The sequence below is a fragment of the Nonomuraea candida genome, assembly GCF_000725485.1.
GTDB lineage: Bacteria > Actinomycetota > Actinomycetes > Streptosporangiales > Streptosporangiaceae > Nonomuraea > Nonomuraea candida.
The window spans coordinates 1-22,219 of sequence record NZ_JOAG01000085.1; the positions used below are offsets into that span (position 1 = coordinate 1).

Here is a 22,219-nt window from a genome sequence, read left to right on the forward strand (position 1 = left end):
GACTTTCCGGACCCAGGTAGGCCGTTCACCAGCACTAAGAGTCTGTCCACCCGATCATGATGCCGGGCCCGTGAAGAGAGCGGAATCTGCTCCAACCGTACGACGTGCTGGGCGAGGGCGGCCAGGTGGGCGGCGCGCCGGCGCGCGGCCTCCTCCATCGCCTCCAGCTCCTCTGGGGCGGTGAGGGAGGGCCGGGTCACGGCGGCCGGGTGCTCGATGCGCCAAGCGGCCTGGCGGCAGGCCCCGGAGCAGTAGCGGCGCCGGCTGGTGGCGTCGGCGGGCAGCTCCTTGCGGCAGAACGGGGAGGCACACCGGCGCCCGGGGTCGGGCTGCGGGTCGGGCATGAGTGGTGGCCTCTCGGTAGCGTGTGACGGTCAGGCGGTTCTGCGTTCCGTCACACCGTGGCGTGACGGAGGCAGTGTCGCCGCCTAGGGCGTGACGGTCCTCATGCTGCCACCCCTCCAATCGTCACGCGCGTTGCGGACATGTTGCCGTAATTCTGTGACGAAACGTTGCCGGCGTCCGGAACCCTCTGCACACCCGTCCCGTAAAACGACCGATTCGAGGCTGCAAGAGGGCAGGTAACGCGTTCGTCACTATGCGTCCGCTCCTGCCGGTGCGGGAGCACTCTGGAGACATGTCGAAAACGGCTGGGGTCGTGCGGGGTTCCCGGCTGTGGCGGGGGGGGGGGATCGCCGCGATCGTCGTGCTGGCGATCTCGCTGGCGGCGGGGCTGGTGTGGTTCTTCGCCGATCCGCTGAACGTGCCCGCGGACGTGCTGGAGACTCTGGATCGGCAGGCGAGTGTGGTGGCCATGTTCACCGGCATGGCGCTGGGCGTGGCCGGGCTGGTGGCCGCCATGGTGGCCCTGCGCGCGTCGGCGCGCGACGGCCGTACGGGGCCCGCTGCCACCCCGTCGGACGCCGGACAGTCCCTGCGTTCCAGCGCGGTCAAGCCTCGCAGCCTCGCTTACGACCACACCCCCGCCTCTCGCCGTTCTCGCCCGCCTCACCGAGATCTTTCGGCGCTGCGTACACACGTTCCGCCGTTCCTCCGCCAGGTCCTCATGGCAGAGCACCAGAACATCTTGGCCGGGCGGCCGCCTCAACGGTTGTGCTCCCTTCACCACGGCTGCGGGCTCGCCCTCATCGGAACACCGAACAGGGCGCCCCGCCCGGAGACGCCCCAACAGCTCAGGGAGCGCCCCTGAACTCCGCCGGGCGGCGCCCTGGAAGGAAGTCGCCGGTGCTACGGGCTCAGTCCGGCATGTCGTACCACTGGGGTTCGGGGTGCGGGCTGGGAGCGGGGCCCGCGTCCGTACCGGGGGTTACGTACAGGTTGACGGTGTCGGAGCTGTAGAACCGGGTGGAGGCCTCGATCCAGTCGTCCTTGACCTGGCTCGCTGGCACGGCCTCGTCGAACCACGAGGTGCCGCCGTCGCCGTCGTCCTTGTACATCCAGAGCAGGAGGGGCTGGAGCAGGCCGAGCCCGATGCCGAGCAGGCTCAGCGCCGCGGCCACGGCGATCGCCGGCCGACGCCGGGCAGCCGCACCAGGGCCTCATACAGGTGCTCGGCGTCGCAGGGGCCGGCGCCGGCCCCGCTCAGGTGGTCGCCGCGGACGAGTCAGCTCCCCTGGGGTGGTTTCGTTGCCGCTGCACGCCGAGGAAGCGGACCACCACCACGCCGATGATCACGGCAGATGACGTCCATACAACCCATTGCCCGATGGTCGTGATCACTCCATTCCTACCGGGCGGCATCACGACCATCTGGACCGCCGCGCCGACCGGCACCGCCATCTGGGCGAGCACTCCGATCACTCCCGGCCTCCTGGCGCAGGCGCCAATGACACCCAGGATCGGTCCGAGCAGGAGGGCCATGGTCCACCAGAAGGCCGTGTCGACCGCGTAAGAGGTGACCGGATCGTCGTGGATGATGGTGTCGAGGGCATAGTACGAACCCGTGGCAGCGAGCAGGGGCAGCACACCGGCGACGGCGCCCCGGGCGAGAATCCGGGAACCGAACGCGCTCAGTCCCGATTGAGTGGCCCACGCTCCCGCCAGTACCGCCAGCCCGGCCCAGGCCCAGCCGGAGTCCAGTAGGACGCTCAGGATTTCCGCGATCGACCACCCGTTGGTCGTGGCTTCCCGGCTGTCCAGATCCACAGAGGACTGGGCTACGGCGTTGACCAGGGAGGTGGCCGCGCCGTACACGGCGCCGGCCGCCAGGACAGCTAGGAGAACAGGTGAGCCATGACGCGAATGGTTGGTCATGGGCGGCTTTTCTACCAGACCTGGCCGCGTCCGGCCCAACCGGAAAGAACAGAGCTGGTAGCACCCGGGCGCCATGCAAGAGCTGCGCTCCGCTCATCCACGCGACATGACCCGACCTGACCGGCGCGAAATGCGACATGTAATGCGTCGGAGTCCTTCGGTCAAGTACAGAGTGTAGGAACCGAACGACGAAGGGAGCTGGGCCGTGCGGCTCAGACAGGCGGGACCTTCGGGCCCGCTAGCGGGGCCGGAGGCCTTTGAGGCCTTCTACCTGCGGCATTACGACGCGATGACACGGTTCCTCGCCCGGCGGGTCATCGATCCGCACGCGGTGGCCGATCTGACGGCGGAGGTGTTCCTGGCGGCGCTCCACTCACGGCACACCTACCGGGTGGGGCGGGGAAGCGAAATCGGATGGTTGTACGGGGTGGCGCGCAACGTACTGTCGGTAGAACGGCGGCGCGCCCAGCGTGAGGCTCGCGCCATGGAGCGGGCTGCCGGCCATCGGGTCCTGGACAGCGATGACGTGGCCGATCTGACCGATCGCATCGACGCCGAGGAGCCCGCCCGGCAGGCGCTGAAAGCCATGGCCCATCTGCCCGACGGTGAGAGCGCGCTGCTCGAACTGGTGGTGATCGATCAGTTGACGGTGGCCGAGGCAGCTGAAGCGCTCGGCATCAAGGTGGGGACGGCCAGAGTCCGGCTCCACCGCGCCCGCCGGTCGTTACGGAAGGTCCCGGGCGTGGTGGCGACTCTGGTCACGGAGGGAATGAGATGACGTTCAAGGACAAGCTGCTCTTGGAGCTGCGTGCCGAGGCCACCAAGGTCACATGGGAACCTGTGCCGGCTCACCCGTCCCGCCGGTACGTGCTGGCAGGAGCGGGGCTGGTCGTTGTGGCGGCCGCCGCAATGGTGGTGACCTCGATGCCGCTGCTACCCAGCACTCCGGCGTTCGCGGTTGAGAAGAATTCCGACGGCACGGTCACCGTCAGGATCCACGAGCTGATCGAGTCAGAGGAACTGGAGAAGAGGCTGGCCGAGGCAGGTGTCAAGGCCGTGATCGACTATCTTCCCGATGGCCAGCAGTGTCAGATGGACCGAGGCGAAATCGTTCCCGCCCCCGTGAATCCGCTGCAACGCACCGCGGATTATGGGACCTGGCTGATCGACCCGAAGAGCCTGGCGCCGGATGAGACGCTCCTCATCAGAATGAGCTTCAAAGACAACGATCCGGCCAAGGGCTTCGGCGGAGGCGTCGGCAAGATCCGCGGTCCGGTAGCACCGTGTGTACCGGTCCCGATGGGCACACGCGGGCCGGACGGTGGAGGGCCTGTGTCGTAACTCCCAGATGGCGACCACGGGCATAGCGGCGAGGCAGGGGCCCCTCCGTCTCGATGAGGGGCTGAACAGTGCCGCTGCTCGCTGGTACAGCGGCCGGTGGGTGATGCGCGTCACCCAGTCTGCCCAGATAGGAACGACTGGTCGTCGATGCTGCTGTCCCGAAGACGACCGTTTCGGGACGGCTTTGACCAGCGCCGATCGGCGGTCAGGGGTGCGGGCCTCCTGTGGAGTTGTCCCCGTAGCGGGCGTTCGGGTTCGGCCGGCTGGTGGCGCCGGGGATGGTGCGCACCGCGACTGCGGCGTGCACCGGGCAGGCGAGCTCCTCACAGCCTTCGCCGGGCAGCCACACCAGGGCCTCATACAGGTGCTCGGCGTCGCAGGGACTGCCGCTGTCGTCGTCCAGATCGTCGCCGCGGATGAGCTCGCATGCCACGCCGTAGGCGGTGGCGCGGTCGACGGCGGCGCGCCTGGGCCAGCGCGATGGCGGCCGTGTAGAGATGGCCACGGGCGATGGGGTGGAATTGGTCGTCCTCATCGCGCGCGTACTGCTCGGTCTCGGTGCGCAGGCTCTCGACCGCATGAAGCAGTTCCATCAGGTACCGAGTGAGGTCCTGATCTCTGCGGTCGTGGTAGGCGTCGGCCCGGCGGATGTTGGGGTCGGCCGGGTGCGCGACGGGCCCGACGACGCCGGGCTTGGCCAGCCGCCGCTCGGTCAGCGTCAGCACCGGGGTGAGAAGCAGATGCTGCCTGCTTTGTTCGTTCGGCGCGCTGACTTGCTCACCCGGCCCGGCGACTTGGCTGGCCTGGTTGGCGAGTGTGAGCTCGCGTTGGGCTACGATGGCGCAGGCGGTGTGGTCGGCGGGATCGGAACCGGGCTCAAGTTGGGCGTCGCCGATGCACACCGGGGCGTCGGGCTCGACGGCGGCGGCCAACGCGGCCAGTTCGGCGGCGGTGGCGATGAGATGGGCCGGCCAGCCGGATGGTTGGCCGCGTGGTCGTCAGTCATGAGCTGCTCGTTTCGGTGCCGATCCACACATTGCAGTGGGCGCACCAGTCGCGGGCGGTGGCCAGGTCGGGGAGGGTCCGGTACGGCCCCCAGATCTTCTTGGGCCAGCGCCGTTCGTGCTCGCTGGTGTGCTGGTCCGGGGTCTGGGTCTCGGCGATCGACTTGGTGTGGGCGTCCTGGGCCCGGTATGTGGCGGCCTTCTGGCGCGCGGCGGCGGCGTGCTTCTTGGCGTCCCGCGAGGGGCGCGGGCCCGCTGCCAGGCGCTCCCACAGGACGGCTTCCCGCTCGCTGATCTCTGCCAGGAGGTGCGGGGGCGGGGAGGCGAACTCGTCGAACAGCGGGCCGCTCGACAAGCTCATCATCTCGACCAGGGGCGTCATCCGGGCCAGCCCGCCGGACACCGGCCGCTCGCCGACGTCGCGGCCGTCGGCCTGGGCGTGCGCGAGCGCCCACTTGTCCAGGTAGGCGGCCGTCTCCTCGGGCGTGGCGGTTCCGGCGGGCATCCGGTTGTAGGTGTGCGTCTCCAGCCCGCCGCTGATCCCGTACATCTCATCGGTGACAATCGGGCGCTTGACCGCCTCCTCCCACTCCTCGACGGCCTGACGGAACTTGGCGTGGGCGGACTGCCGGGTGATCTCCAGAGTGTCCCCGATGTCCTCCCACGAGGCGCCGCCGACCTTCTCCACGATCACCGCCCGGTCCAGCAACTCCTGAGCCCGCCGGACGAACCGGGCCGCGTCCTCGACCGGGCGCGGCTCCGAGGTCGGCCAGACCGCCACGAAGCCGATCAGGAAGTCGGCCAGGCCCGCAGACCAAGTACGGCTGGAAGGGGCAGCCGATTGACATAAAAAGAGATATCGAGCAGCTCGACCTGCGGAAACGCCCCCGTGATCGTTATCGCGCCGGACTTATCCCGCCATGTTCGAGCCGTAATCCTCGGGCGCACACCCCGCCTCGACCAGGGGACTATCCCTTTCGGTCGTACTTGGTCTGCGGGCCTGTAGGAGATCACGGTGTCGTGGGCGGCGAGCGCCGCGTCGACCATCCGGTGGACCAGGCCCGGGTCCAGGAATGCGGGCGTGCCCAGGTACAGGGCCTTGGCGGCGGCCTGGTAGGCGACCTGGCTCATTCTGGGACGCTCCTCATCGTGTTCAGCTGCACGTCCGCGAGCGGGCCGTGCAGGTTCGTGTAGCCGGGGCCGAACATCGGCTCCAGCGCGGCCGCTGGCAACGCCTTCCGGCCGCGCCGCACGGCGAGCAGTAGGTCGCTCATGTGGGCGTGGATGATGCCCGTCGCCTGCGCGCGGCGGCGGGCTCGCGCCGCCTGAACCTGCATGAACGACAGCATCCATTCGGGCACCATCTCGGCCGCGTGGCCGCACTCGAACACCGTGTACGGTGTCGTGCCCGGCCCACGGACCCGCCCGCGAATCTCCCGCTCACCGCAGCCAGGGCAGCCGGGCGGGTCGTGCAGCTTGCCCAGGTCGTTCTCGGCGAGCACCAGGCCGACGTCGCCCTCGCTGATCTCGGTGAAGGCGTCCTCGTCGCGCGGGTCCGTGCCGACCGGCGCGACCGAGAGCCGCCCCCGGCCGAGGAAGGAGATGATGCCCCTCACAGCCACTCCGTCCTGTGCCCTGGATAGCTGAACCGGTACGGCGCGGCGGCCATCCGCAACGTCCGGCACGGGTAGGCGGTGCTGGAGGAGCATTCGGCGCAGACCAGCATCCGCTCCGGCGGATGACTGCGCGGGCCGGGCCCCGACTTGTGGACGACGATCTCCTTCGGGCCGTGCCACTCCACGAGCGCCACGTCCGCCTCCGTCCGGTGAGCGACGAACGCCGTGCCGCCTCGGCCGGCCTGGTGGCTGATCGCCTCGCGCATCCACCGCGAGAACGCCGCGGCGTTGTCGCGCACCTCCGGCGCCACCGGCGGCGGCTCCCACGCGTAGCCGCGCTCCCCGCAGCTCCGGCACTCGTCGACCTGCGGCCAACCGGTCTCCTCCGGCGGCCCCCACCAGTCCGGCGTCACCGGCACCTGGTCGCCCGGGTCGGAGGTGAACCACACGCAGAAGCGGTCCCCGTGCTTGACGTACGGCATCAGGCGAGTCCCATCTGCTCGTCGGTCACCTCGCGCGCCACCGTCACCGTCCGGCCGTCCTGCAGGGTCGCCTCCCAGATGAAGCGCGGCCGCGGCCCGCGCGGGTGCAGCGCAGTTGGCGGCGTGGTCGACGGGATGGGAACGCCGTCTTGCGGGGGCGGGTCGATGCTCACCCAGACCTCGCGGACTTGGGGCGGGGCCGGCTCGGCGGCGCTTCCAGTCGCGTGGCTCTCGGCCACGTTCTCCAGCCAGGCCCGTACGGCGTGCACGGGATCGTTCGAGGTGGTGTCGGGGACGGCCATCAGTTGCGCCCCTCTCCGGCGGCCTGGCCCTCACGGGCCTCGGCGCCGGGGCTGGTGGGCAGCGCGTCCAACGGGGCTTCGTCCCAGCCGAAGCCGCACGACGTGCAATGCCGGGCGAGCCGCTCCGGCCTGGCCACGTCCACGAGCACGTCGGGGTTCCACGGCAGGACGAGCGGGCCGCGCGCCGGCCGGTACTGGAGGGTCGCGCCGATCCATCCGCACTTCGCGCAGACGGGCTCCAGGCCACTGAACGGCGGGAGCGCATCGGCGACGTCGGGGGGCTGTTCCATGTGGTTGTGCTTCCTCTCGCTGCAGGGGCGAGAGGAAGCTAGACCATCAGATCGTTAACGTCGTATCAGCAGGTCAGACTGCAATGCAGGGCTGTTCTGAGGCTTCGGCGAACGGCCGCATGCACCGGCGGCAGTTCACGGCGATCACGTCGAGCTCCGTGCCGGCAGGCAGCTCGAACTGCGGGGTCGCGCCCCCGGCGGATGTGACGGTCATGCTCTGGAGCTGTTCGGCCGTGACGGGGACGTAGGTGGCGGCCTGCCACTCGTGGGCGCCGATGGCGCTGATGTTCTCGGTCATGGGGAAGAGTCTGGCAACCGGCGAGGGTTACTGTCTCCCTCCGATGGCCGGAGATCACGCACCCGTGTTGGTCGGGCGGCGGCGGGGGGCGGCGCCCGGCAGGGGCACCGCGTCAGGGGTGGACAGCTTGTCCACGGCCGCGCGGCGGGCCCGCTCCGGCCGCCGGTCGTAGCGCGCCGTGGTGGCCGGGGAGGCGTGGCCGAGCAGCGCCTGCGCGGTGGCCAGGTCCACGCCGGCGTCCAGGAGTTCGCCGGTGAAGGTGCGCCGGAAGTCGTGCGCGTCCGGCGCTTCGGGCAGCCCGGCCTGGGCGGCGCGGTTGGCGATCACGTCGCCCACGGTCTGGCCGTCCATGTGCGCTACGGTGCCCGCCCGGGTGCGGCGGACGTGTCCGCCGCGCGGGGTGAACGGGGCGAACAGGCCGCCCTGGTCGGTGCCGCGCACGGTCAGCCACGCCTCGATCCGGGCGACCGCGCCGCCGGTGAGGTAGACGATCCGTTCCTTATTCCGCTTGCCGTGCCGGATGCGCAGAGACCGGTCGGCCGGGTCGTAGTCGGCGAGTGCCACTCCGGCCAGCTCTGAGCGGCGGGCGCCGGTCGAGTACAGGGCCGCGATCAGGGCCGCGTCCCGCAACGCCGTACGGCGCAGCCGCTCGCGGCGGGCCTCATCCTCGACGTCGTCGGGGTCGAGGTCGGCGTCGCAGGCGGCGAACAGCGCGCCCACCCGCTCGGCCGGCAGGTGCTTGCCCATGGGCAGGCGCGTCCCCGAGAACTGGTTGACGCGCTGGGCGCGGTCGCGATCGTCAGCGGCCATCAGGCCGAGCAGCCACGCCCGGTCGAGGACCTGGCGCAGGGCGACGATGTGCTTGTTGCGATACGCGGTTGACCAGGGCTCGCGGCTGCCGTCCTTGCGGCGGGTGGTCGCCGCGGCGATCAGGGCGCGCAGGTGCTGGGTGTGCTCGGCCCGCAGCAGATGCCAGTGGACCGTCTCGCCGGTGATGGCGAGCGCGGCCGGGTCCGGCCTGCCCTCTGGGTCGCGGCCGGCGGGGTCGCGGCCCCAGCGCGACCAGCACCACGTGCGCGCTGTGGAAGTTTCCGGACCCGAGACGCGCCTCAACTTCGTGCGCCCGCGCTGCGAGCGCACTCATGTCGATGCCGTACAACCGCGCGATGCGCATGGCGTGGTGGAACGGATCAGCGCTCATGACGGGTCCCCTTCGGTTTCGATCGGCTGGACGTGGGTGAGGGCGATGCAGCTTCCTTCGCCCTCCACCCACACGACGGGCGTGTGCCCGCTGAGAACGACGGCCGGGGTGCGGGTTCGGCTCGGCTTCCCCACGCCGTGGCGGGCGCCGGTCCAGTAGCGGACGGGCGTGCCAACCGGCACCGTGGCGTTCCATCGCTCGACCACGGCCTTCCGCTCCTGCCTGCGCGCCTGCTCAAGCTCCTCGGCCGCGACCTCGTGGGCGTCCACCTGGACGTCGGCCATGTGCGCGTCGAACTGCTCGAACACCGCGTGGTCGTCCCACGGCGGGGTGGCCGTCATGGTGCCGCAGGAGCAGGTGCCGGACTTGAGGTCTCGCCCGGCCTGGGCGGATGCGACCGGGTCGAGGTCGAGCAGCAACCGGTGGGCCTTGAGGTCCACCAGCGGGTCATCAGTGTAGTACGGCAGGTCGTTCATACGATGTCCCCTCCGAGGTCTCCGACTTCGCGGATCATCCACTCCTGGAAGTCGATCGGCTCCACGAACAGCCGCTGGTACTCCCGTTCGGCCGCGTCCCAGATGACGGCGTCGTCGTGGTTGGCCGCAACCCACTCGGCCACGAGGTCGGCGGCGCGGGCTTCGGTGCCCTCGAAGTGGCAGACGTTGCCCTCGACGTACGGGCAGTCGTTGGTGTGCGGCTGCTCGCCGGGGCTCTGCGGGGTCTGGGAGTGGTAGCCGGCGATGACGCCCTCCCACTTGAGCTTGGTCCCGAACACGAGCGGGACGGAGACGTGGGCGAACGTGGTCTGGATGGCGCACCGGTCGCCCCTGAGCAGCCATGTCCGGAGGATGCCGTCCAGGTACGGCCGGTCGTGCACGATGCGGGTGAAGGTGGGGCTGGTCATCGTGGTCACCGCCCCTCATGGTCGAGCGTCCACCCGGCGGGCAGGAAGGTGGTCACCTCGGCGATGAACGCCGCCACGGCGTCATCCACGGGCCGCTCGTGGTGGCCGAACACGACGATCGAGTTCGTGTCGGTGTTGGAGATGCGGCGCATCAGGCCCGTGCGCCTGGCGGTCGAGTAGATCCGCGCCCGAACCTCGGTGAACGCCACGGCTGCCTTCTGGTCGTCCCAGCTCGGCCGGGCCGGGGAGGTGATGCGGACGTACCGCCATCCCTTGGCGATCTCGACGGCCTCGTTCAGCAGCTCGGCCTCGCGCTCCTGGCGGGCGATCTCCTGGATGCGGACGTGGCCGGGCTCGGGCCGCCAGGTCGGAGTGACACGCCAGCCGGCGCACCAGCGGGCGGCGGCCTTGACGGCGGCCTCCACTGTGCCGGGCGCGACGGGCGGGAGGAGGGCGAGGGTGGTCACCACGCCGTCGTGCAGGTGCGTGATCGTGTCGGGGTGGATCTTCTTGACGTCGTGGGTGGCCTCGGTGAGCCAGTACTGCTCATCCTCGGTCTCGATCTCGCCGTGCCAGATGGTGATGGGGGCCGCCCCGTCAGGGACGGGGCGGTAGTAGGTGTCCATCAGAAGGTGGGTCCGTTGAATGCGGTGAGCATGGCCGTCTTGAGCTTGTCGAGGCGGGTAGCGCCGAACTGGGCGATCTGGACGAGCGTGGCGTCGGTCCAGCCCTTCAGATCGCCGATTGTGGTGATGGGCGGGTCGTTCTTCTCCAGCGGCTTCCACACGTGGAAGGTCAGGCCGGGCAGGTCCTTGATCGGGTGGTCGTCGGGGAGGCCGGACGCGATGGCCACGTCGGCGATCTCGGTCGTGGGGGTGCTCATTCGGGTTCCACCTGTCCGGATGCGATGAGGGCGATGGGGCTGTCGGGCTCGGCGGCCTGGTAGATGGCCACGAGGCGGTCGATCACCTCGAAGTGGGTCTCGACCGGCAGCCGCAGGGCGATGGCGTTGGCGGTGTTGGCGGCCTCGGCGAGCCTGGCCGCCACGTAGTCGCCGCCGAGGTACTGGTCCAGGTGCGGGGCGGGGAAGTTCACGATGACGCTCATGGCGCGGTGGCCGTAGATGTCGTCCACGACGGCGCGGTCAGCCTGCCAGGCGAGGTAGTCGGGGCCGTAGGCGCGGCTGGTGTGGCGCTCCCAGTGCGGGTTGGCGTCGAGGTGGGCGACCAGTTCGTCCCGGTTGGCGTCGGGCCGGATGAGGTTGACGGTCTCGCTCATCGCGCGTCACGGTCCTTGGCGGCGTTGGCGGCGAAGATCTCGGCGTCTACCTCCATGAGGGCGTCACGCCACAGCTCGTATGACTCCTCCTCGCCGACGAGGGCGTGCAAGCGGACGTCCACGTCAGGGAAGAGGGCCGGGTCGGGAAGCTCGTCCGGGCTCCGCTTGACGATCTCGCGCAGGATCGGGACCAGCGCGGGCACCGTGGTGGGGGTCTCGGCCGGGTCCTCGTGGGGGAGCGCCGGGTCGTAGGCGGCGATCTCCCACGCGCTGCCCTGGGGCAGGTTGTAGTGCTCGGCGACCTTGTCCAGCGTGACGATCCACGCGGGGGCGGTGGACTGGGGCACGGGGCCGATGCGGACGGTGTCGTATCCCGGCTTGGTGATGACGATGACGACGGGGCGGTTCATGATGGCGGCCTTCTGCTCGTCGAGGATCTGCTGTTGGGCGGCGGCGATCTCGCCGGGGGGCCGGGCTTCAAGCTCGGCGTCGATCCGGTCGAGCAGGCGGGCGGCGGAGCGCAAGCTGCTGGCCGCGTCTTCCATGAGGGCCAGGGCGTCCACGGCGCTGGCGACGTGGTTGGCGAAGTGGTCAGAGTGCGCGCGGTAGTCGTCGCGCTCCTGCTCGTTGAGGGTCATCGCGCGGTCTCCTGCCCGGTCGCCGTGGCGGGGACGTCAGTGTGCGCGGCCAGGCGGCGAAGGGCTTCCTTCGCCACGGCGTTCGGCGTGGCCGAGGTGGGCATGCCGAGGGCGACGGCGTTGATGATGTGCGCGGCCGTCGCGCAGGTGCGGCGGTCCTCCTGGGCGAACACGGGGTTGTCGTCGGCGGGGATCTCGATTCGCTGGTCGGCCCGGAACGACGAGTGGCGGTAGAAGAGGAACGTCCCGCCGGTGGAGGCGAGGCGAGACCACTCCGGGTTGGCGTCGAGGTACGCGACGAGCTTGCGCCGGTCGGCGTCGGGGGCGACCAGCTTGAAGTCCATGAGTTGCACGGTTGGGTCCTTTACTACGTCCTGGGGCTTACGTCTCGGCCGCGCCCGGGGTCGCAGTCCCGGGCGGGCCGTTCACCATGATCATAGCGGTTTTATCTTTGGGAATCGACATTCCCGGTAATAAAAATCTGGGTAGGCGAGCAACATGTACATGTTGAGCTTCCTGCGCTGGCTGTCCAGATTCCCGTATGGTGGAGAGACCACCAAGAAACGGAGGACCGGAGAGCGACCGGTCCGCAGGAGTGAGATCCACATGACCACTACGCACGACTCACTGGGCATCTCCGAAGCCCGCAGCCAGCTCGGCACGCTCGTTGCGCGCGCCGTGCACGGCCGCCGGCACACCACCATCAGCCGATCCACCACCGAGCGCGCCGTGCTCATTTCCGAGGAGGAGTTCGAGGAGTATGTACGACTCAAGCGAGAGCGTGAGGCCGCCGAGGTCCGCGCCAAGATGGACGCCGTTGCCCGAGGTGAGCGCGAAATGACGATCTACACATCGCGCGAACAGGGATACGCCGACCTCGGACTAGGTGACGTCACCAGGTGAAAGTTCCCGTCCACCTCGACTCCGACGTCATCGACGCCCTTCTCCTGGCCCCCACGACCCTGCGGATGTCGATCTACGACACGCTCATGGACTTGGGCGATGACCCCACACCCCCCGAAGCCGTACCCTACGCCGAGGTCCCCGGTGCGTACGAGCTGATCACGCCTACCTTCCGCGCGCTCTACACGCATGGCCCGGAGGACCTGGACCACGTATCGATCTGGGTCCTCCACATCAACACCTGACAAGGCTAGAACGCGCTGAGAGCGTCCAGGAGCGCCCATGCCGCTCCTGGATCTCCTACCATTCGGCGACGCGCGTTCGCCCGCCAGCGTGCGCCACAGAGAGATCATTTAGCGAAGATCACGACACGCAAACCGGATGCAACGTCACAACCATCACAGGCAGGGCATTTCGGCCTCGAACGCTTGAGCCCGTGACCATGAGGCCCCGAGCCGCTCACAGGCCACCATCGACCGCACCGTACGGCAAGTGCGGGACCATCGCCTCAGAGAACGCGGGCAGCCCCACGATCAGCTCGCCGGCCTCGGCGATGCGCAGACCCCGGTCTACCGCGTGGCCACCGGACAGCCGCGGCTCAAAGTTGTAGAAGCTCCCGGCCCCGTAGACGATTCGGACGCTCCGCATCGCAGGCTGCGCCGCCGCCAGGTGCGCCCCCATCGGTACCCCGAAGTCGGTGACGGAGGTCTCGGTATGGAGGTTTCCCGCGAGGACCAGCGTCCGCTCGCTGTGCGCGTCCAGGACTCTTCGCGCCATCGTGGCGTCCCGCTGCGACCAGTCGGACGTGGGTGTCGATCCGTCGAACAGGATGATCCGCACACCGGTCATGGCCTTGAGCACCGCGAGGTGCCCGGCGGTGATACGGCCATCGCCCGTCCACCACAGCGGATGCCCGAGCCCTCCCCGCCCCGCGAGGTACGCGTCGAGATGCGGCTGGAGCTGCTCAGGCCACTCCAGCGCCAGCGTGGCCAGCCCCAGCGTCCGCATGAGTTCCTGGACGATCAGAGGGTTCTCCCGAACACCGTGCACCTCGCCGAGCAGCAACAGGCCGGACTCTGCGAGCGAATCCGCGGCCAGGTTGAGCGCCTCTGCCTCGACGAACAGGTCGAAGTCCTGCGTGTCGAACTCCTCGACGGCCCGCAGGAGCGCATCCATGGTGTCGATTGCCGGCATGCACCCAGAGTGATCGCGCCTGCCCTACGGCGCAATGGCGGTCGCCCGGATTTTGCCATCCGCGATGCTGGCCGCTGCTCAACCTCCATTCCGGACCCGAACGCGTGGACGAGCTGCCGCCGGCCCGCGTACGCTCGGCCCTCATAGAGCCATCCAAAAGTGGCCGAGAGTGGGCCAATGCCAAGGAAGTGGCCGGAGAGACGGTTCGCCTCCATCTTCTCCGATCACAACATCATAATAACTATCCGTTGTCATTCAACTACTCTGCGCTTAATATGAGAACATGGCACGTCTTCGCACCTGGGCTCTAGGCGCCCTGGCCACGACGCTGGTCGTGGTATCGGTCCCCCCATCCGCCAACGCCGCCTCCGGCACGTTCTTCTACACCAGGGCCGACAACGGAATGGAAACCACCCTTAACATTCCGACGCCCAACGGCGCCTGCCTAGCAATCTCCGGCGGCGCCCGCAATGCCCACAACGACACCGACACCGACGCCTCCATGTACACCAACAGCAACTGCACCGTCTTCGCCGGATTCGTCGGCTCCCGCAACTTTGAGACATTCAGCGCTCCGTTCCCGACCTTCGTCAAGTTCGGGTAGAGACCCCCAGCTCCCCACAGCAAAGCCACCCAGCGCTCGGGTCCGTTCCGAATTCAGGAGCGTCCCGTACCCACGCCCCAAACGCCCAGACGACGTCCGCGCTCAGATCGTCGCGAACAACCGGCCGGAATGGTGGGGCAAGATCGGCCTCCCCCTCGACTCCGACGTGACCGGCGGCCCGCCCAGCATGGACTACCGGTGGGTGAACTACTCCTCGCTGACGCGCCTCGACGGCGTCGACTACACCAGCGTGCCGACGCTGCCCGGCCGTGACGATGTGTAGGCTTGCCCCCGCCCTCCTGGCGAGGGAGAGAACGAGACCACCGCACAGGTCTCGATTCAGGGCGGGGGCAAGCTGCCTGCGGCGGCGTGCGCCGCATTGCCCTGCTTCCGCCCTGAACCTGGACAGTTCGGTGCCTGCCACCCCGTGAACAGGGCGGGAGCAGGTCGTTTCCTGGGGGTCTGGGCTAATACCACCAGCCCGGCGTCGGCCGCAGGGCCAGCACAGATCCTCCCGCCCCTGCGGGAAGGACCTCCAGGGGCGCATCCTGGGTTGGAGCGTTCCCATGCTCGGGCTGCTCGCCGCCTGCGGGCGCGGGCTGCGGCGGGCTGGACGGGATCACGGTCGGCTCGGGCACGGCCGTGGGGTCCGGGTCGCGCGTCGGCGCCGGGCCAGGCTCCTGGTCGGGCTTCTGGTCCGGCCCTTTCGACGGCCCGTTCGTCGGGGCCGGGTCGGGCACAGGCGTGACCGGCGGCGCGGTCGGCTCCTCCGTGGGCGTCGGCACCGCTTCCGTGGGCGAGCTCGTCGGCGTCGGCTGCGTGGTCGGCTCCAGCGTCGACGGCGAAGGCGAGGATGCGACCGGTGGTGCGGTCGAGACCACCGGCGTGGAGACGACCTCGACGGGCGTGGACGTCGGCACGACGGCGTCCGACGTCACCTGCGGGCTGTGCACCGCTGTCGGCGTAGGCGCGGCCTCGGACGTCTTCGCCCCGGTGGTGGGCGCCGTGGCGGTGGGCACCACGGCGGCCGTCGTCGGGGCAGCGGCCCGCACCGTCGCCAGCGGCTGCGTGGCCGGCGAGCTGGACTTCGCAGTCGGGGAACTGCTGGGCGTCCCCGTCTCGTACGCGGTCGGCGTCTGCCACACCGGGTGGGGCATCTCCTCCGTGGGTGCCGGCACCGCGGGGAGGGCCGCGAACTGGTCAGGCGCCGGCGCGGGGGCCTGGTCTGGCCGTTGAATACCGAGCGCCACGGCGATCGGCTCGGCCGCCTGCTCTGCCGCGAGCACGACCGGGGTGCCCGCCGCCGCGGTGATGGCGACGGCGGCCGGGGCTGACACCCCGGCGGTGGCCTGCACGCCGATCACGGCCGAGGCGACGACCTTGCCGACGACCGTCGTCACCGGGCCCGAAGCCTGCGCGGCCGCGCCCGAAGTGCCGGTCGCGGACAGCACGCCGGACAGGCTGCCCGCGCTCAGGGGGTCCAGGCCGGGCATGGGGGTGAGGGCGCCGTTGGACATGAGCGCCGTCTGCACCGTGGTGGTGTAGCTCTCGGCCGCCGTCTTCACGGCCACGTAGATCGGGCCCGCGACGGCGGCCGCGCCGCCGAGGAAGCGGCGAAGCTGCCGGTAGAGCAAGCTCCGGCGGGCTGCCTCGTGCGCCGGCCGGCGCGGGTGATACCGGAGGGGGACGACGCTGCCACGGTCGCCGGCTTGGGGCGGGGTGGCGGGTTCGGTCTGGGCCGTCATGAAGGCGTCCCGCTCGGCGGCCTCGGCCTCGGCATACATGCGGATCAGGTCGTCCACCAGGTCCTGCGGCATGGTGTGGCCGTGCGCCCACGTGCGGGACTTGCCGGCGCGGGCGCCGATGCGGTGGTACGGCATCTTCTGGACCTTGGCCATGCGGAAGACGGCCAGGTCCTCCAGCATCCGGTACACGGTCATGCGGCGCTTGTGCTCGGCTTCCTCGGCGTCCATCTGCTCACGGATGGCCTGCCAGAACGCGAGCCCTTCATTGCGCGGCTCGTCCCCGTGCATCTCCTGTATCGCCTGCTCGTACAGGTCCGCCGAGAGCTGGAGGAACAGGCGGCGGCCGTCAGGGTCGAGCTCGGTCACGAGGGGGTTCTCCAAGGTGTCGGCGTGGAGATGGGGCGGCGCCAGGGCTGTCAACTGCTCGTACACACACTTGTAGGCGGTGTGTCCGGACAGTTGACAACCCGGGGTGGAGATACTTCCGTCATAGAAGGAGAATTGTCAACTGACGGACCACACCGTGGCAAAGTGTGTACTCTGGGCGCACATCGGTGAACAGTGAATTACGCCCCACAGCGGGGCAAGCTGGGTGCGAGGAGCGAGGATTAGGAAGTGGCATTTTCGGCCAAGCGGCTGACGGAAGCGTTGCGCCGCAAGAACATGTCAGCCCGCGCCGCCGCCCGCGAACTGAAGCGCACCCGGCCCGACATGGCAATCTCGAACGGCTACATCAGTCAGTTGGCGAACGGCAAGAGCACCAACCCCTCCATCGAGGTCGCCGAGGCGCTCGCGGAGCTGCTCGACGTCTCGGTTGACTGGCTCCTGGACCGGAAGCCGCCCGCACAGCTCAGCCCGGAAGACCAGCAGCTTGAAGACCAGATCCGCAAGGATGCGGCCGAGCTGGGCATCGAGTACATCGCCGAACGCTGGCAGGGCATCTCCCCGATGTCACGCCAGGCAGTGGTCAAGATGTTCCAGGCCATGCTGGAAGCCGAGGCACGCGGCCGTGACGCGGACCGGCCAGCGGGCGCGAACCCCGACAGCCAGGAGTAAAGGCAGTCAGGGGCCCCGGGTAGTCTGTCCGGGCCTCGGCCGAAAGGTTACGAATTGCCGTCCCCCAAGCTGCTGGATGCCTTAGCAGCGGCACCCATCCCCTACCCGTTCGACCTCGACGAGTTCCTCGACCGCATCCGCGAGCAACGGCAGCGCCCCCTGTATGTCCTCGACCTTCCGGAAGAGGCCGCCGGCGCCGCGTCGGGCCTGTGGATCGGCACCCGCGAGGCGGACCACATCTTCGTCGCGCCCGGCGCGTCCGGGATGCTGCGGGTTCTGATCGTCCTCCACGAGATCAGTCACATGCTGCTCAGGCACGGCGTGGTCCTGGGCGGCGAGGAGGAGGTCCTGCGCCGGATGGTCGGGGACATGGTCGGGCTGACTCCGATCATCGGGTTGGCAGGGCGCGGCCGGTTCGAGACCGAGGAGGAGCGCGACGCCGAGAAGCTCGCGACCCTCATCCTGACGCGCGCCCAAACCCCGCCAGAGGCAGGCGACGAGGGCCTGCGCCGCCTGTCCAAAACCTTCGGATACGAGACCTAGGGGGCCATGTGACCCTGTCCGCCTGGCTGGCCATGATCCTGCTGTGGGGGGCGTCGATCTCCCGCGTCCGGCCTGCACTGCGAGCGCTGCAGCAAGGCAAGCAGCTCGAACAGGTGATGCTGTGGGGGGCCTTCACCGGCCTGGCCATGTCCCGCGTGTTCACCGCGCCACCAATCGTGGCGTGGCTCGACGCCACCACCGGGACCGAGGTGGCCACGCTGATGCGCCACCTGACCGGCCTGCTGAGCGCCACCTGCCTGCTGGCGTACGTGGAAGCGATCACGCGGCACGACCGGTCGTCGTGGTCCCGCTGGATCTGGCCCACGGCCGGGGTGGTGATGGCGGTCCTCATCGCCATGTTCGCGGCCAGGGGCGGCCGCATCTACTGGGTGGAAGGCGCGCACGCCCCGTTCCCGACCGCGCCGTCCGGCCGCGTCTACCTGCTGGTGTTCGACTTCTGGTTGATGACGTGCCTCGCCGCGGCGGGCGCCATGTTCGGCCGGTACGCGCGGGTCGCGCCGCCACTGCTGCGGCTCGGCCTGGTGCTGTCCACGCTCGGCATGATCGCCGGCGTGGTCAACCGGGCGCACGTCATGACGGTCAACGCCGTGACGCTGCTCGACCCGGACACCAGCCTGCGGGAGATCCCGGTCCTCGGCCAGACGACGCTGCTGCTGTGCATCGTCGGCATCACGGCCGGCACATCGATCCCGGCCTGGCGCATGGGCGTGGCCAAGCTGCGCGACCGAGCCGCGCTGCGCGAGCTCGCGCCGCTGTGGGACGCGCTCACGGCCCAGTACCCGGACCTGTCGCTACCGATGGAGATGGACCTTCGGGGCCGGGTGGTGCGGCGGGTGGCCGAGATCCGCGACGGGATGCTCAGCCTGAGGTTGATTTCGCTGGTGACCTTCAGAAGGAGACAGAGTGGTTGCGTCAGGTCGCGAGACAGTACAAGCAGATCAGCAGCGGCCCGAGAACCGCTTCGCCCGTCTCCTGACGGACGGGTTCGCCCCGATGTGGATCGTTATGAGCCTGCCTCTGGCGGTGGGCGCGGTCACGTCGGGGTGGGCCGGGCTCGGCTGGGGCGCTCTCGCCGCCGGCCTGTGCGGCGGCGTCCCCGCGGTGGTCATCTTCGGCGGCGTCCGGAAGGGGTGGTTCGGGGACTGGCACATCGGGGAGCGGTCCCAGCGGCCCAAGCTGGTCGCGGTCATCGTCGCCCTGGTGGTGCTCGCCCTGGCCCTGCTCGCCGCGCTCGGCGCTCCTCGAGTGATGGTCGCCTGCGTGACCATCATGCTCGCCACGCTCGCCGTGGTGGGGCCGATCACCCTGCGGTGGAAGATCAGCTTCCACACCGCCGTGGCGGCCGGCTCGGTGGTGATGCTGGCGTGGGTGCTGCCTTGGCCCGCCGTGGTGCTCGCGGCCGGCGCCCTGGTGGTCGCCCGGGTCGGGGGGGCGGGCGCGGAGGTCCTCCCCCACACCCCCCCCCCGGGGTTCACATCCACCTCGATACCGGTCAGGATCAGGAACGATGTGCGCGCCGGATCAGGTTCTACGAACGCCAGCATCCTGACTTGCAACGCCCTACGACAAGAGCAGCAGGGACGTTCCGCCCCCGAGGGCGGAACTCTGCGCGGGGGTTTCTCGGCTCTAGAGTCGAATCACTGTGCCGACTATTACTCTGGCCTTACGAACAAAGGTCTCGACCGTGCCACCGGTCGAGACCCAGTCCGTAACACGCCGGATCTCCGGGGAGGCCACGCGCTAAGTACCTGCTAACTCTGTACATCGCAGGGTACTTTCCGCGAAGATCACGCGCAAGAAAACGCGCGATGACCTGGGCTTCCCGGACCCGGCCAGTCAGGTTACGCCTACTGGTAAGGAGTCCAGGTGCTCAAGAAGACGCCGTCCGGTCCACCGCCGGACCGGCGCGATGACCTGCCGTGGGTCATCACCGCCATCCCGCTTAAGACCTTGGTGGATGCCACGAGTCCGGCTGCCCCGCCGCCCGACGAGGGGTTCCGGATCTCGCCCAAGGCCCTTCGGATTCTCGCGACGTGCGCCCTCGGCATCGTCGCGCTCTGGGCCGCCGTCGAGCTGGCGAAGCTCGGAGCCGATCCTGCGGTTCTCCCCGCCATCCTGAAGATCTTCAAGCCCTGACTTCAGGCCCCCTCGTAGTCGAGCGCTGGCGGCCGCCCATCCAGAGCGGCCGCCAGCGGCACGTCACTCGCGCATGCCGAGTTCGCGCTCCAGCTCAGCGATCCGCGCGTCGCGCTGGGCGGCTCGCCGTAGCGGATCTCGTGAATCATCGCGGGCGGGCGTACAGGGGAAGTCCCATGAGCAGGCAAGGGCTGTTTCGCCATATCCCTACCTCCGCGACACCGCTCAGGCTCCCTCGATACCCTCCCTTCCATGGCAGCCAACAGCAGCTCGCAAGACGAAGACGGTCCCGAGCAAGAGGAACTCGTGCCGCATAGTCTTCCGAGCGACGAGGAGCCCGACGAGGATCATCTAGTCCTGAAGGGCGATGATCTGGCCAGATGGCGGAAGTTCCACACCGCTTTCGCCGCGCTGGACCTTCTCACCACCATGCAGGTCAAGAAGGCCTGCACCCACGATGAGATCGAGACCGCGTGGGATGAAGTCTGGTACAAGCTGGAGCCCTGCGAGCGTGACCTCACGGCATGGAACCTCACCCTGTTCGCCTCCCACATACTGGATGACGTCAACGACCCCATGGACGCCCTGCGGAACCTCGCGAATGCGTACCTCCTGCCGGAGCAGCTACGACATCCCCCGGAGTCGGTGTCCACGGTCGAACCCATAGCAAAGGCCGGCTGACCTAGCCGGTGGTGGACGGAGGATCTGCCAGTCGGTCGCTAGAGCGCCCCGCCCACGATCTCCCAGTCGCCGGCGTCCATGTCCGATTGGGACGCCACCCACGGGACGATCTGCCCGTCCGCGGTGAACATGTCGTCGTGGGGCCGGTACTCGATGGTCTGGCCGACGAGTTCGGGCGCGGCTTGGCCGAGGGGCCGGTCAGCGGCGACGGTGATGGTGGAGCCGGGCACGCGGAAGATCCACATACCCTGGCCGTTCCAGCCAGCGCGGGTGAGCCGGTGGCCGGGCTTTCAGGGCCCCTCCACTCGGGTCCGTGCGATGAACCCCAAAGTAGCGCCGTTACCTCAGATCACTGAGGTCCGATGCTGAGCTGAGCCCCCACCTCGTAACGGTCTGCCGTCAGGAGCGAATCGCGTACGTGGGTCTTTCCCGACGTTCTCCCCGGCCGCTGTCTCGCCCGCCCGACCTGCGGCCTCCACGATCGATGTGGTGGTGGGCTCTGCCTGCGGCGCTGTTGGTCGGCGTGGCGGTCTGGGGCGTCAGCACCTGGCTGCTGCAGGACCTGCACACCGTGCCGACCCCCCAGCAGATCTCCGCCCGGATCGAGGCGGTGCGAACCGCGCTGGCGGCCGGTGCCGGGGTCGGCGCCGCGGTGACGCTACTGCTGGCCGTGCGCCGCCAGCGGCACCAGGAGCTGGCCACCGCGCACACCACGCACGACGCCGCAGAGCGCCGAGTGACCGAGCTGTACACCAAGGCCGCCGAGCAGCTCGGCAATGACCAGGCTCCGGTCCGGCTGGGCGGCCTGTACGCGCTGGAACGCCTGGCTCAGGACACCCCGGCGCTGCGCCAGACGATCGTGGACGTGATCTGCTCCTACTTGCGCATGCCGTACACGCCGCCACGCGAGGACCGCGGCGAGAAGATCCGCGCCGCGCAACGCGCCGCCCGCCACCGCGAACCGGCCCGCTCGGCCAGCGGCGGCGGCCGCGACCCGCAGGAGGAGCGTCAGGTCCGCCTGACCGCTCAGCGCATCCTGACCGCCCATCTCCGCTACGACGACTCCCCGGCCTCGCGCCGCTGGTGGCCCTCCCGCCATCCGGACCGCAACCCGCGCCACTGGCCGGACATCCAGCTCGACCTCACCGGCGCGGTCCTCATCGACTTCAATCTCGGCACCTGCCGCATGGGCACGGCCGTGTTCGAGGGGGCGACCTTCACCGGCGACGCCTGGTTCGACAGGGCGACCTTCACTGGAACCGCTTGGTTCGACAGGGCGACCTTCACTGGAGCCGCTTGGTTCGACAGGGCGACCTTCACTGGAGCCGCCCGGTTCGACAGGGCGACCTTCACCGGCGACGCCCGGTTCGGCAAGGCCTTCACCAGCGACGCCCGGTTCGACAGGGCGACCTTCACCGGTGACGCCCGGTTCGACGAGGCGACCTTCACCGGCGACGCCCGGTTCGACAGGGCGACCTTCACCGGCACCGCCTGGTTCGACGAGGCGACCTTCACCGGCGACGCCTGGTTCGACGAGGCGACCTTCACCGGTGACGCCCGGTTCGACGAGGCGACCTTCACCGGCGACGCCTGGTTCGACAGGGCGACCTTCGGCGGCGGTGCCGGGTTCGGCGGCGCGTCGGGGCTGGAGAGGGCGGGGTTGGCTGGGGTGCGCGTCGCGCCGGCGGCCGAGGGTGTGCTGCGGGTG

At 69.5% G+C, this 22,219-nt stretch carries 34 protein-coding genes and 2 pseudogenes; 13 read left to right on the forward strand and 23 right to left on the reverse strand.

What is annotated here, in order from left to right; all coding sequences use genetic code 11:
• On the reverse strand, window positions 1-344 hold a 344-nt coding region (locus IO39_RS42280), incomplete at its 3' end, for a hypothetical protein (RefSeq protein WP_043636936.1).
• 293 nt (window positions 345-637) lie between these two features.
• Between IO39_RS42280 and IO39_RS42285 the strand changes: the two genes are divergently transcribed.
• Window positions 638-1,210 carry a hypothetical protein gene (locus IO39_RS42285; RefSeq protein WP_043636939.1) on the forward strand — a complete coding sequence of 191 codons (573 nt, stop codon included), beginning with the start codon at window positions 638-640 and terminating at the stop codon, window positions 1,208-1,210.
• Between the two features lie 46 nt (window positions 1,211-1,256).
• On the opposite strand, the gene IO39_RS42290 is transcribed toward IO39_RS42285, so the two are convergent.
• Complete coding sequence (locus IO39_RS42290) at window positions 1,257-1,520, reverse strand: hypothetical protein (RefSeq protein ID WP_043636941.1); 264 nt, start codon at window positions 1,518-1,520, stop codon at window positions 1,257-1,259.
• Between the two features lie 82 nt (window positions 1,521-1,602).
• Entirely contained in the window at window positions 1,603-2,274 is a 672-nt protein-coding gene (locus IO39_RS42295) for a hypothetical protein (RefSeq protein WP_157549727.1), read from the reverse strand.
• 205 nt (window positions 2,275-2,479) lie between these two features.
• Between IO39_RS42295 and IO39_RS42300 the strand changes: the two genes are divergently transcribed.
• Both IO39_RS42300 and IO39_RS51545 read left to right on the forward strand, forming a co-directional pair.
• A complete protein-coding gene (locus tag IO39_RS42300; RefSeq protein WP_052424110.1) occupies window positions 2,480-3,052 on the forward strand; it encodes an RNA polymerase sigma factor in 573 nt (190 codons plus the stop codon).
• Complete coding sequence (locus tag IO39_RS51545; RefSeq protein WP_052424111.1) at window positions 3,049-3,615, forward strand: hypothetical protein; 567 nt, start codon at window positions 3,049-3,051, stop codon at window positions 3,613-3,615. Before IO39_RS42300 ends, IO39_RS51545 begins: the two co-directional genes overlap by 4 nt.
• A 356-nt stretch (window positions 3,616-3,971) precedes the next feature.
• Here IO39_RS51545 and IO39_RS55510 read toward each other — a convergent pair whose 3' ends face one another.
• From IO39_RS55510 to IO39_RS42385, 16 genes are all read right to left on the reverse strand, one after another.
• The gene (locus tag IO39_RS55510) at window positions 3,972-4,547 is read right to left on the reverse strand and encodes a hypothetical protein (protein ID WP_157549731.1); all 576 of its coding nucleotides are present in this window, start codon (window positions 4,545-4,547) and stop codon (window positions 3,972-3,974) included.
• 70 nt (window positions 4,548-4,617) lie between these two features.
• A complete protein-coding gene (locus tag IO39_RS42315) occupies window positions 4,618-5,400 on the reverse strand; it encodes a hypothetical protein (RefSeq protein WP_043636946.1) in 783 nt (260 codons plus the stop codon).
• An 8-nt stretch (window positions 5,401-5,408) separates the two neighbouring features.
• Window positions 5,409-5,750: a hypothetical protein gene (locus IO39_RS42320; protein WP_043636948.1), complete on the reverse strand. Its 342-nt coding sequence runs from the start codon at window positions 5,748-5,750 to the stop codon at window positions 5,409-5,411.
• Window positions 5,747-6,235, reverse strand: coding sequence for a hypothetical protein (locus tag IO39_RS42325; RefSeq protein ID WP_043636951.1), 489 nt, complete (start codon window positions 6,233-6,235; stop codon window positions 5,747-5,749). The genes IO39_RS42320 and IO39_RS42325 overlap by 4 nt, the downstream gene beginning before the upstream one ends.
• A complete protein-coding gene (locus tag IO39_RS42330) occupies window positions 6,232-6,717 on the reverse strand; it encodes a hypothetical protein (RefSeq protein ID WP_043636954.1) in 486 nt (161 codons plus the stop codon). The genes IO39_RS42325 and IO39_RS42330 overlap by 4 nt, the downstream gene beginning before the upstream one ends.
• Entirely contained in the window at window positions 6,717-7,019 is a 303-nt protein-coding gene (locus IO39_RS42335; RefSeq protein ID WP_043636957.1) for a hypothetical protein, read from the reverse strand. Before IO39_RS42335 ends, IO39_RS42330 begins: the two co-directional genes overlap by 1 nt.
• Window positions 7,019-7,309, reverse strand: coding sequence for a hypothetical protein (locus IO39_RS42340; RefSeq protein WP_043636960.1), 291 nt, complete (start codon window positions 7,307-7,309; stop codon window positions 7,019-7,021). The genes IO39_RS42335 and IO39_RS42340 overlap by 1 nt, the downstream gene beginning before the upstream one ends.
• A gap of 73 nt (window positions 7,310-7,382) precedes the next feature.
• A complete protein-coding gene (locus IO39_RS42345) occupies window positions 7,383-7,607 on the reverse strand; it encodes a hypothetical protein (RefSeq protein WP_043636963.1) in 225 nt (74 codons plus the stop codon).
• Window positions 7,608-7,661: 54 nt separating this feature from the next.
• Window positions 7,662-8,720, reverse strand: coding sequence for a tyrosine-type recombinase/integrase (locus IO39_RS42350; RefSeq protein WP_245642588.1), 1,059 nt, complete (start codon window positions 8,718-8,720; stop codon window positions 7,662-7,664).
• Between the two features lie 84 nt (window positions 8,721-8,804).
• On the reverse strand, window positions 8,805-9,284 hold the full coding sequence (locus tag IO39_RS53660) for a hypothetical protein (protein ID WP_052424112.1): 480 nt from the start codon (window positions 9,282-9,284) through the stop codon (window positions 8,805-8,807).
• Window positions 9,281-9,721, reverse strand: a complete 441-nt coding sequence (locus tag IO39_RS42360; protein ID WP_043636966.1) for a hypothetical protein — start codon at window positions 9,719-9,721, stop codon at window positions 9,281-9,283. The genes IO39_RS53660 and IO39_RS42360 overlap by 4 nt, the downstream gene beginning before the upstream one ends.
• Window positions 9,718-10,338 carry a hypothetical protein gene (locus IO39_RS42365; protein WP_043636970.1) on the reverse strand — a complete coding sequence of 207 codons (621 nt, stop codon included), beginning with the start codon at window positions 10,336-10,338 and terminating at the stop codon, window positions 9,718-9,720. Before IO39_RS42365 ends, IO39_RS42360 begins: the two co-directional genes overlap by 4 nt.
• Window positions 10,338-10,595 (reverse strand): hypothetical protein, encoded by a 258-nt coding sequence (locus tag IO39_RS42370; protein WP_043636973.1) that lies wholly within the window; start codon window positions 10,593-10,595, stop codon window positions 10,338-10,340. Before IO39_RS42370 ends, IO39_RS42365 begins: the two co-directional genes overlap by 1 nt.
• A complete protein-coding gene (locus tag IO39_RS42375; RefSeq protein ID WP_043636976.1) occupies window positions 10,592-10,990 on the reverse strand; it encodes a hypothetical protein in 399 nt (132 codons plus the stop codon). Before IO39_RS42375 ends, IO39_RS42370 begins: the two co-directional genes overlap by 4 nt.
• Window positions 10,987-11,628: a hypothetical protein gene (locus tag IO39_RS42380; RefSeq protein ID WP_043636978.1), complete on the reverse strand. Its 642-nt coding sequence runs from the start codon at window positions 11,626-11,628 to the stop codon at window positions 10,987-10,989. The genes IO39_RS42375 and IO39_RS42380 overlap by 4 nt, the downstream gene beginning before the upstream one ends.
• The gene (locus IO39_RS42385) at window positions 11,625-11,972 is read right to left on the reverse strand and encodes a hypothetical protein (RefSeq protein WP_043636981.1); all 348 of its coding nucleotides are present in this window, start codon (window positions 11,970-11,972) and stop codon (window positions 11,625-11,627) included. Before IO39_RS42385 ends, IO39_RS42380 begins: the two co-directional genes overlap by 4 nt.
• 262 nt (window positions 11,973-12,234) lie before the next feature.
• Between IO39_RS42385 and IO39_RS42390 the strand changes: the two genes are divergently transcribed.
• Together IO39_RS42390 and IO39_RS42395 are read left to right on the forward strand one after the other, a co-directional pair.
• Window positions 12,235-12,531, forward strand: coding sequence for a type II toxin-antitoxin system Phd/YefM family antitoxin (locus IO39_RS42390; protein ID WP_043636984.1), 297 nt, complete (start codon window positions 12,235-12,237; stop codon window positions 12,529-12,531).
• Window positions 12,528-12,776 (forward strand): hypothetical protein, encoded by a 249-nt coding sequence (locus IO39_RS42395; RefSeq protein WP_043636988.1) that lies wholly within the window; start codon window positions 12,528-12,530, stop codon window positions 12,774-12,776. Before IO39_RS42390 ends, IO39_RS42395 begins: the two co-directional genes overlap by 4 nt.
• A gap of 214 nt (window positions 12,777-12,990) precedes the next feature.
• Here IO39_RS42395 and IO39_RS42400 read toward each other — a convergent pair whose 3' ends face one another.
• On the reverse strand, window positions 12,991-13,725 hold the full coding sequence (locus IO39_RS42400) for a hypothetical protein (RefSeq protein WP_043636990.1): 735 nt from the start codon (window positions 13,723-13,725) through the stop codon (window positions 12,991-12,993).
• Between the two features lie 283 nt (window positions 13,726-14,008).
• Between IO39_RS42400 and IO39_RS42405 the strand changes: the two genes are divergently transcribed.
• Entirely contained in the window at window positions 14,009-14,329 is a 321-nt protein-coding gene (locus IO39_RS42405) for a hypothetical protein (RefSeq protein WP_043636992.1), read from the forward strand.
• 467 nt (window positions 14,330-14,796) lie between these two features.
• Here IO39_RS42405 and IO39_RS42410 read toward each other — a convergent pair whose 3' ends face one another.
• Entirely contained in the window at window positions 14,797-16,440 is a 1,644-nt protein-coding gene (locus IO39_RS42410) for a hypothetical protein (RefSeq protein ID WP_157549735.1), read from the reverse strand.
• A gap of 249 nt (window positions 16,441-16,689) precedes the next feature.
• Between IO39_RS42410 and IO39_RS51555 the strand changes: the two genes are divergently transcribed.
• The 5 genes and pseudogenes from IO39_RS51555 to IO39_RS42435 all read left to right on the forward strand — a co-directional run bounded on the left by IO39_RS51555 (window position 16,690) and on the right by IO39_RS42435 (window position 19,830).
• Complete coding sequence (locus IO39_RS51555) at window positions 16,690-17,130, forward strand: helix-turn-helix domain-containing protein (RefSeq protein ID WP_157549737.1); 441 nt, start codon at window positions 16,690-16,692, stop codon at window positions 17,128-17,130.
• Between the two features lie 54 nt (window positions 17,131-17,184).
• A complete protein-coding gene (locus tag IO39_RS42420; protein ID WP_052424114.1) occupies window positions 17,185-17,673 on the forward strand; it encodes a M48 family metalloprotease in 489 nt (162 codons plus the stop codon).
• 32 nt (window positions 17,674-17,705) lie between these two features.
• Window positions 17,706-18,590 (forward strand): annotated as a pseudogene (locus tag IO39_RS59810) (MAB_1171c family putative transporter); the annotation flags it as partial.
• Window positions 18,591-18,699: 109 nt separating this feature from the next.
• Window positions 18,700-19,449, forward strand: coding sequence for a hypothetical protein (locus IO39_RS51560; RefSeq protein ID WP_157549741.1), 750 nt, complete (start codon window positions 18,700-18,702; stop codon window positions 19,447-19,449).
• 111 nt (window positions 19,450-19,560) lie between these two features.
• Window positions 19,561-19,830, forward strand: coding sequence for a hypothetical protein (locus IO39_RS42435; RefSeq protein WP_043637000.1), 270 nt, complete (start codon window positions 19,561-19,563; stop codon window positions 19,828-19,830).
• 2 nt (window positions 19,831-19,832) lie between these two features.
• On the opposite strand, the gene IO39_RS55515 is transcribed toward IO39_RS42435, so the two are convergent.
• A complete protein-coding gene (locus tag IO39_RS55515) occupies window positions 19,833-19,979 on the reverse strand; it encodes a hypothetical protein (protein ID WP_157549743.1) in 147 nt (48 codons plus the stop codon).
• A 103-nt stretch (window positions 19,980-20,082) separates the two neighbouring features.
• Between IO39_RS55515 and IO39_RS42440 the strand changes: the two genes are divergently transcribed.
• Window positions 20,083-20,511, forward strand: a complete 429-nt coding sequence (locus IO39_RS42440) for a hypothetical protein (protein WP_157549745.1) — start codon at window positions 20,083-20,085, stop codon at window positions 20,509-20,511.
• Between the two features lie 38 nt (window positions 20,512-20,549).
• Here the strand turns inward: IO39_RS42440 and IO39_RS42445 are convergent.
• A pseudogene (locus IO39_RS42445) lies at window positions 20,550-20,789 on the reverse strand (DUF2829 domain-containing protein); the annotation flags it as partial.
• A gap of 245 nt (window positions 20,790-21,034) precedes the next feature.
• Between IO39_RS42445 and IO39_RS42450 the strand changes: the two are divergent.
• Window positions 21,035-22,219 (forward strand): pentapeptide repeat-containing protein (locus IO39_RS42450; protein ID WP_157549747.1); only part of this gene is annotated, 1,185 nt, incomplete at its 3' end.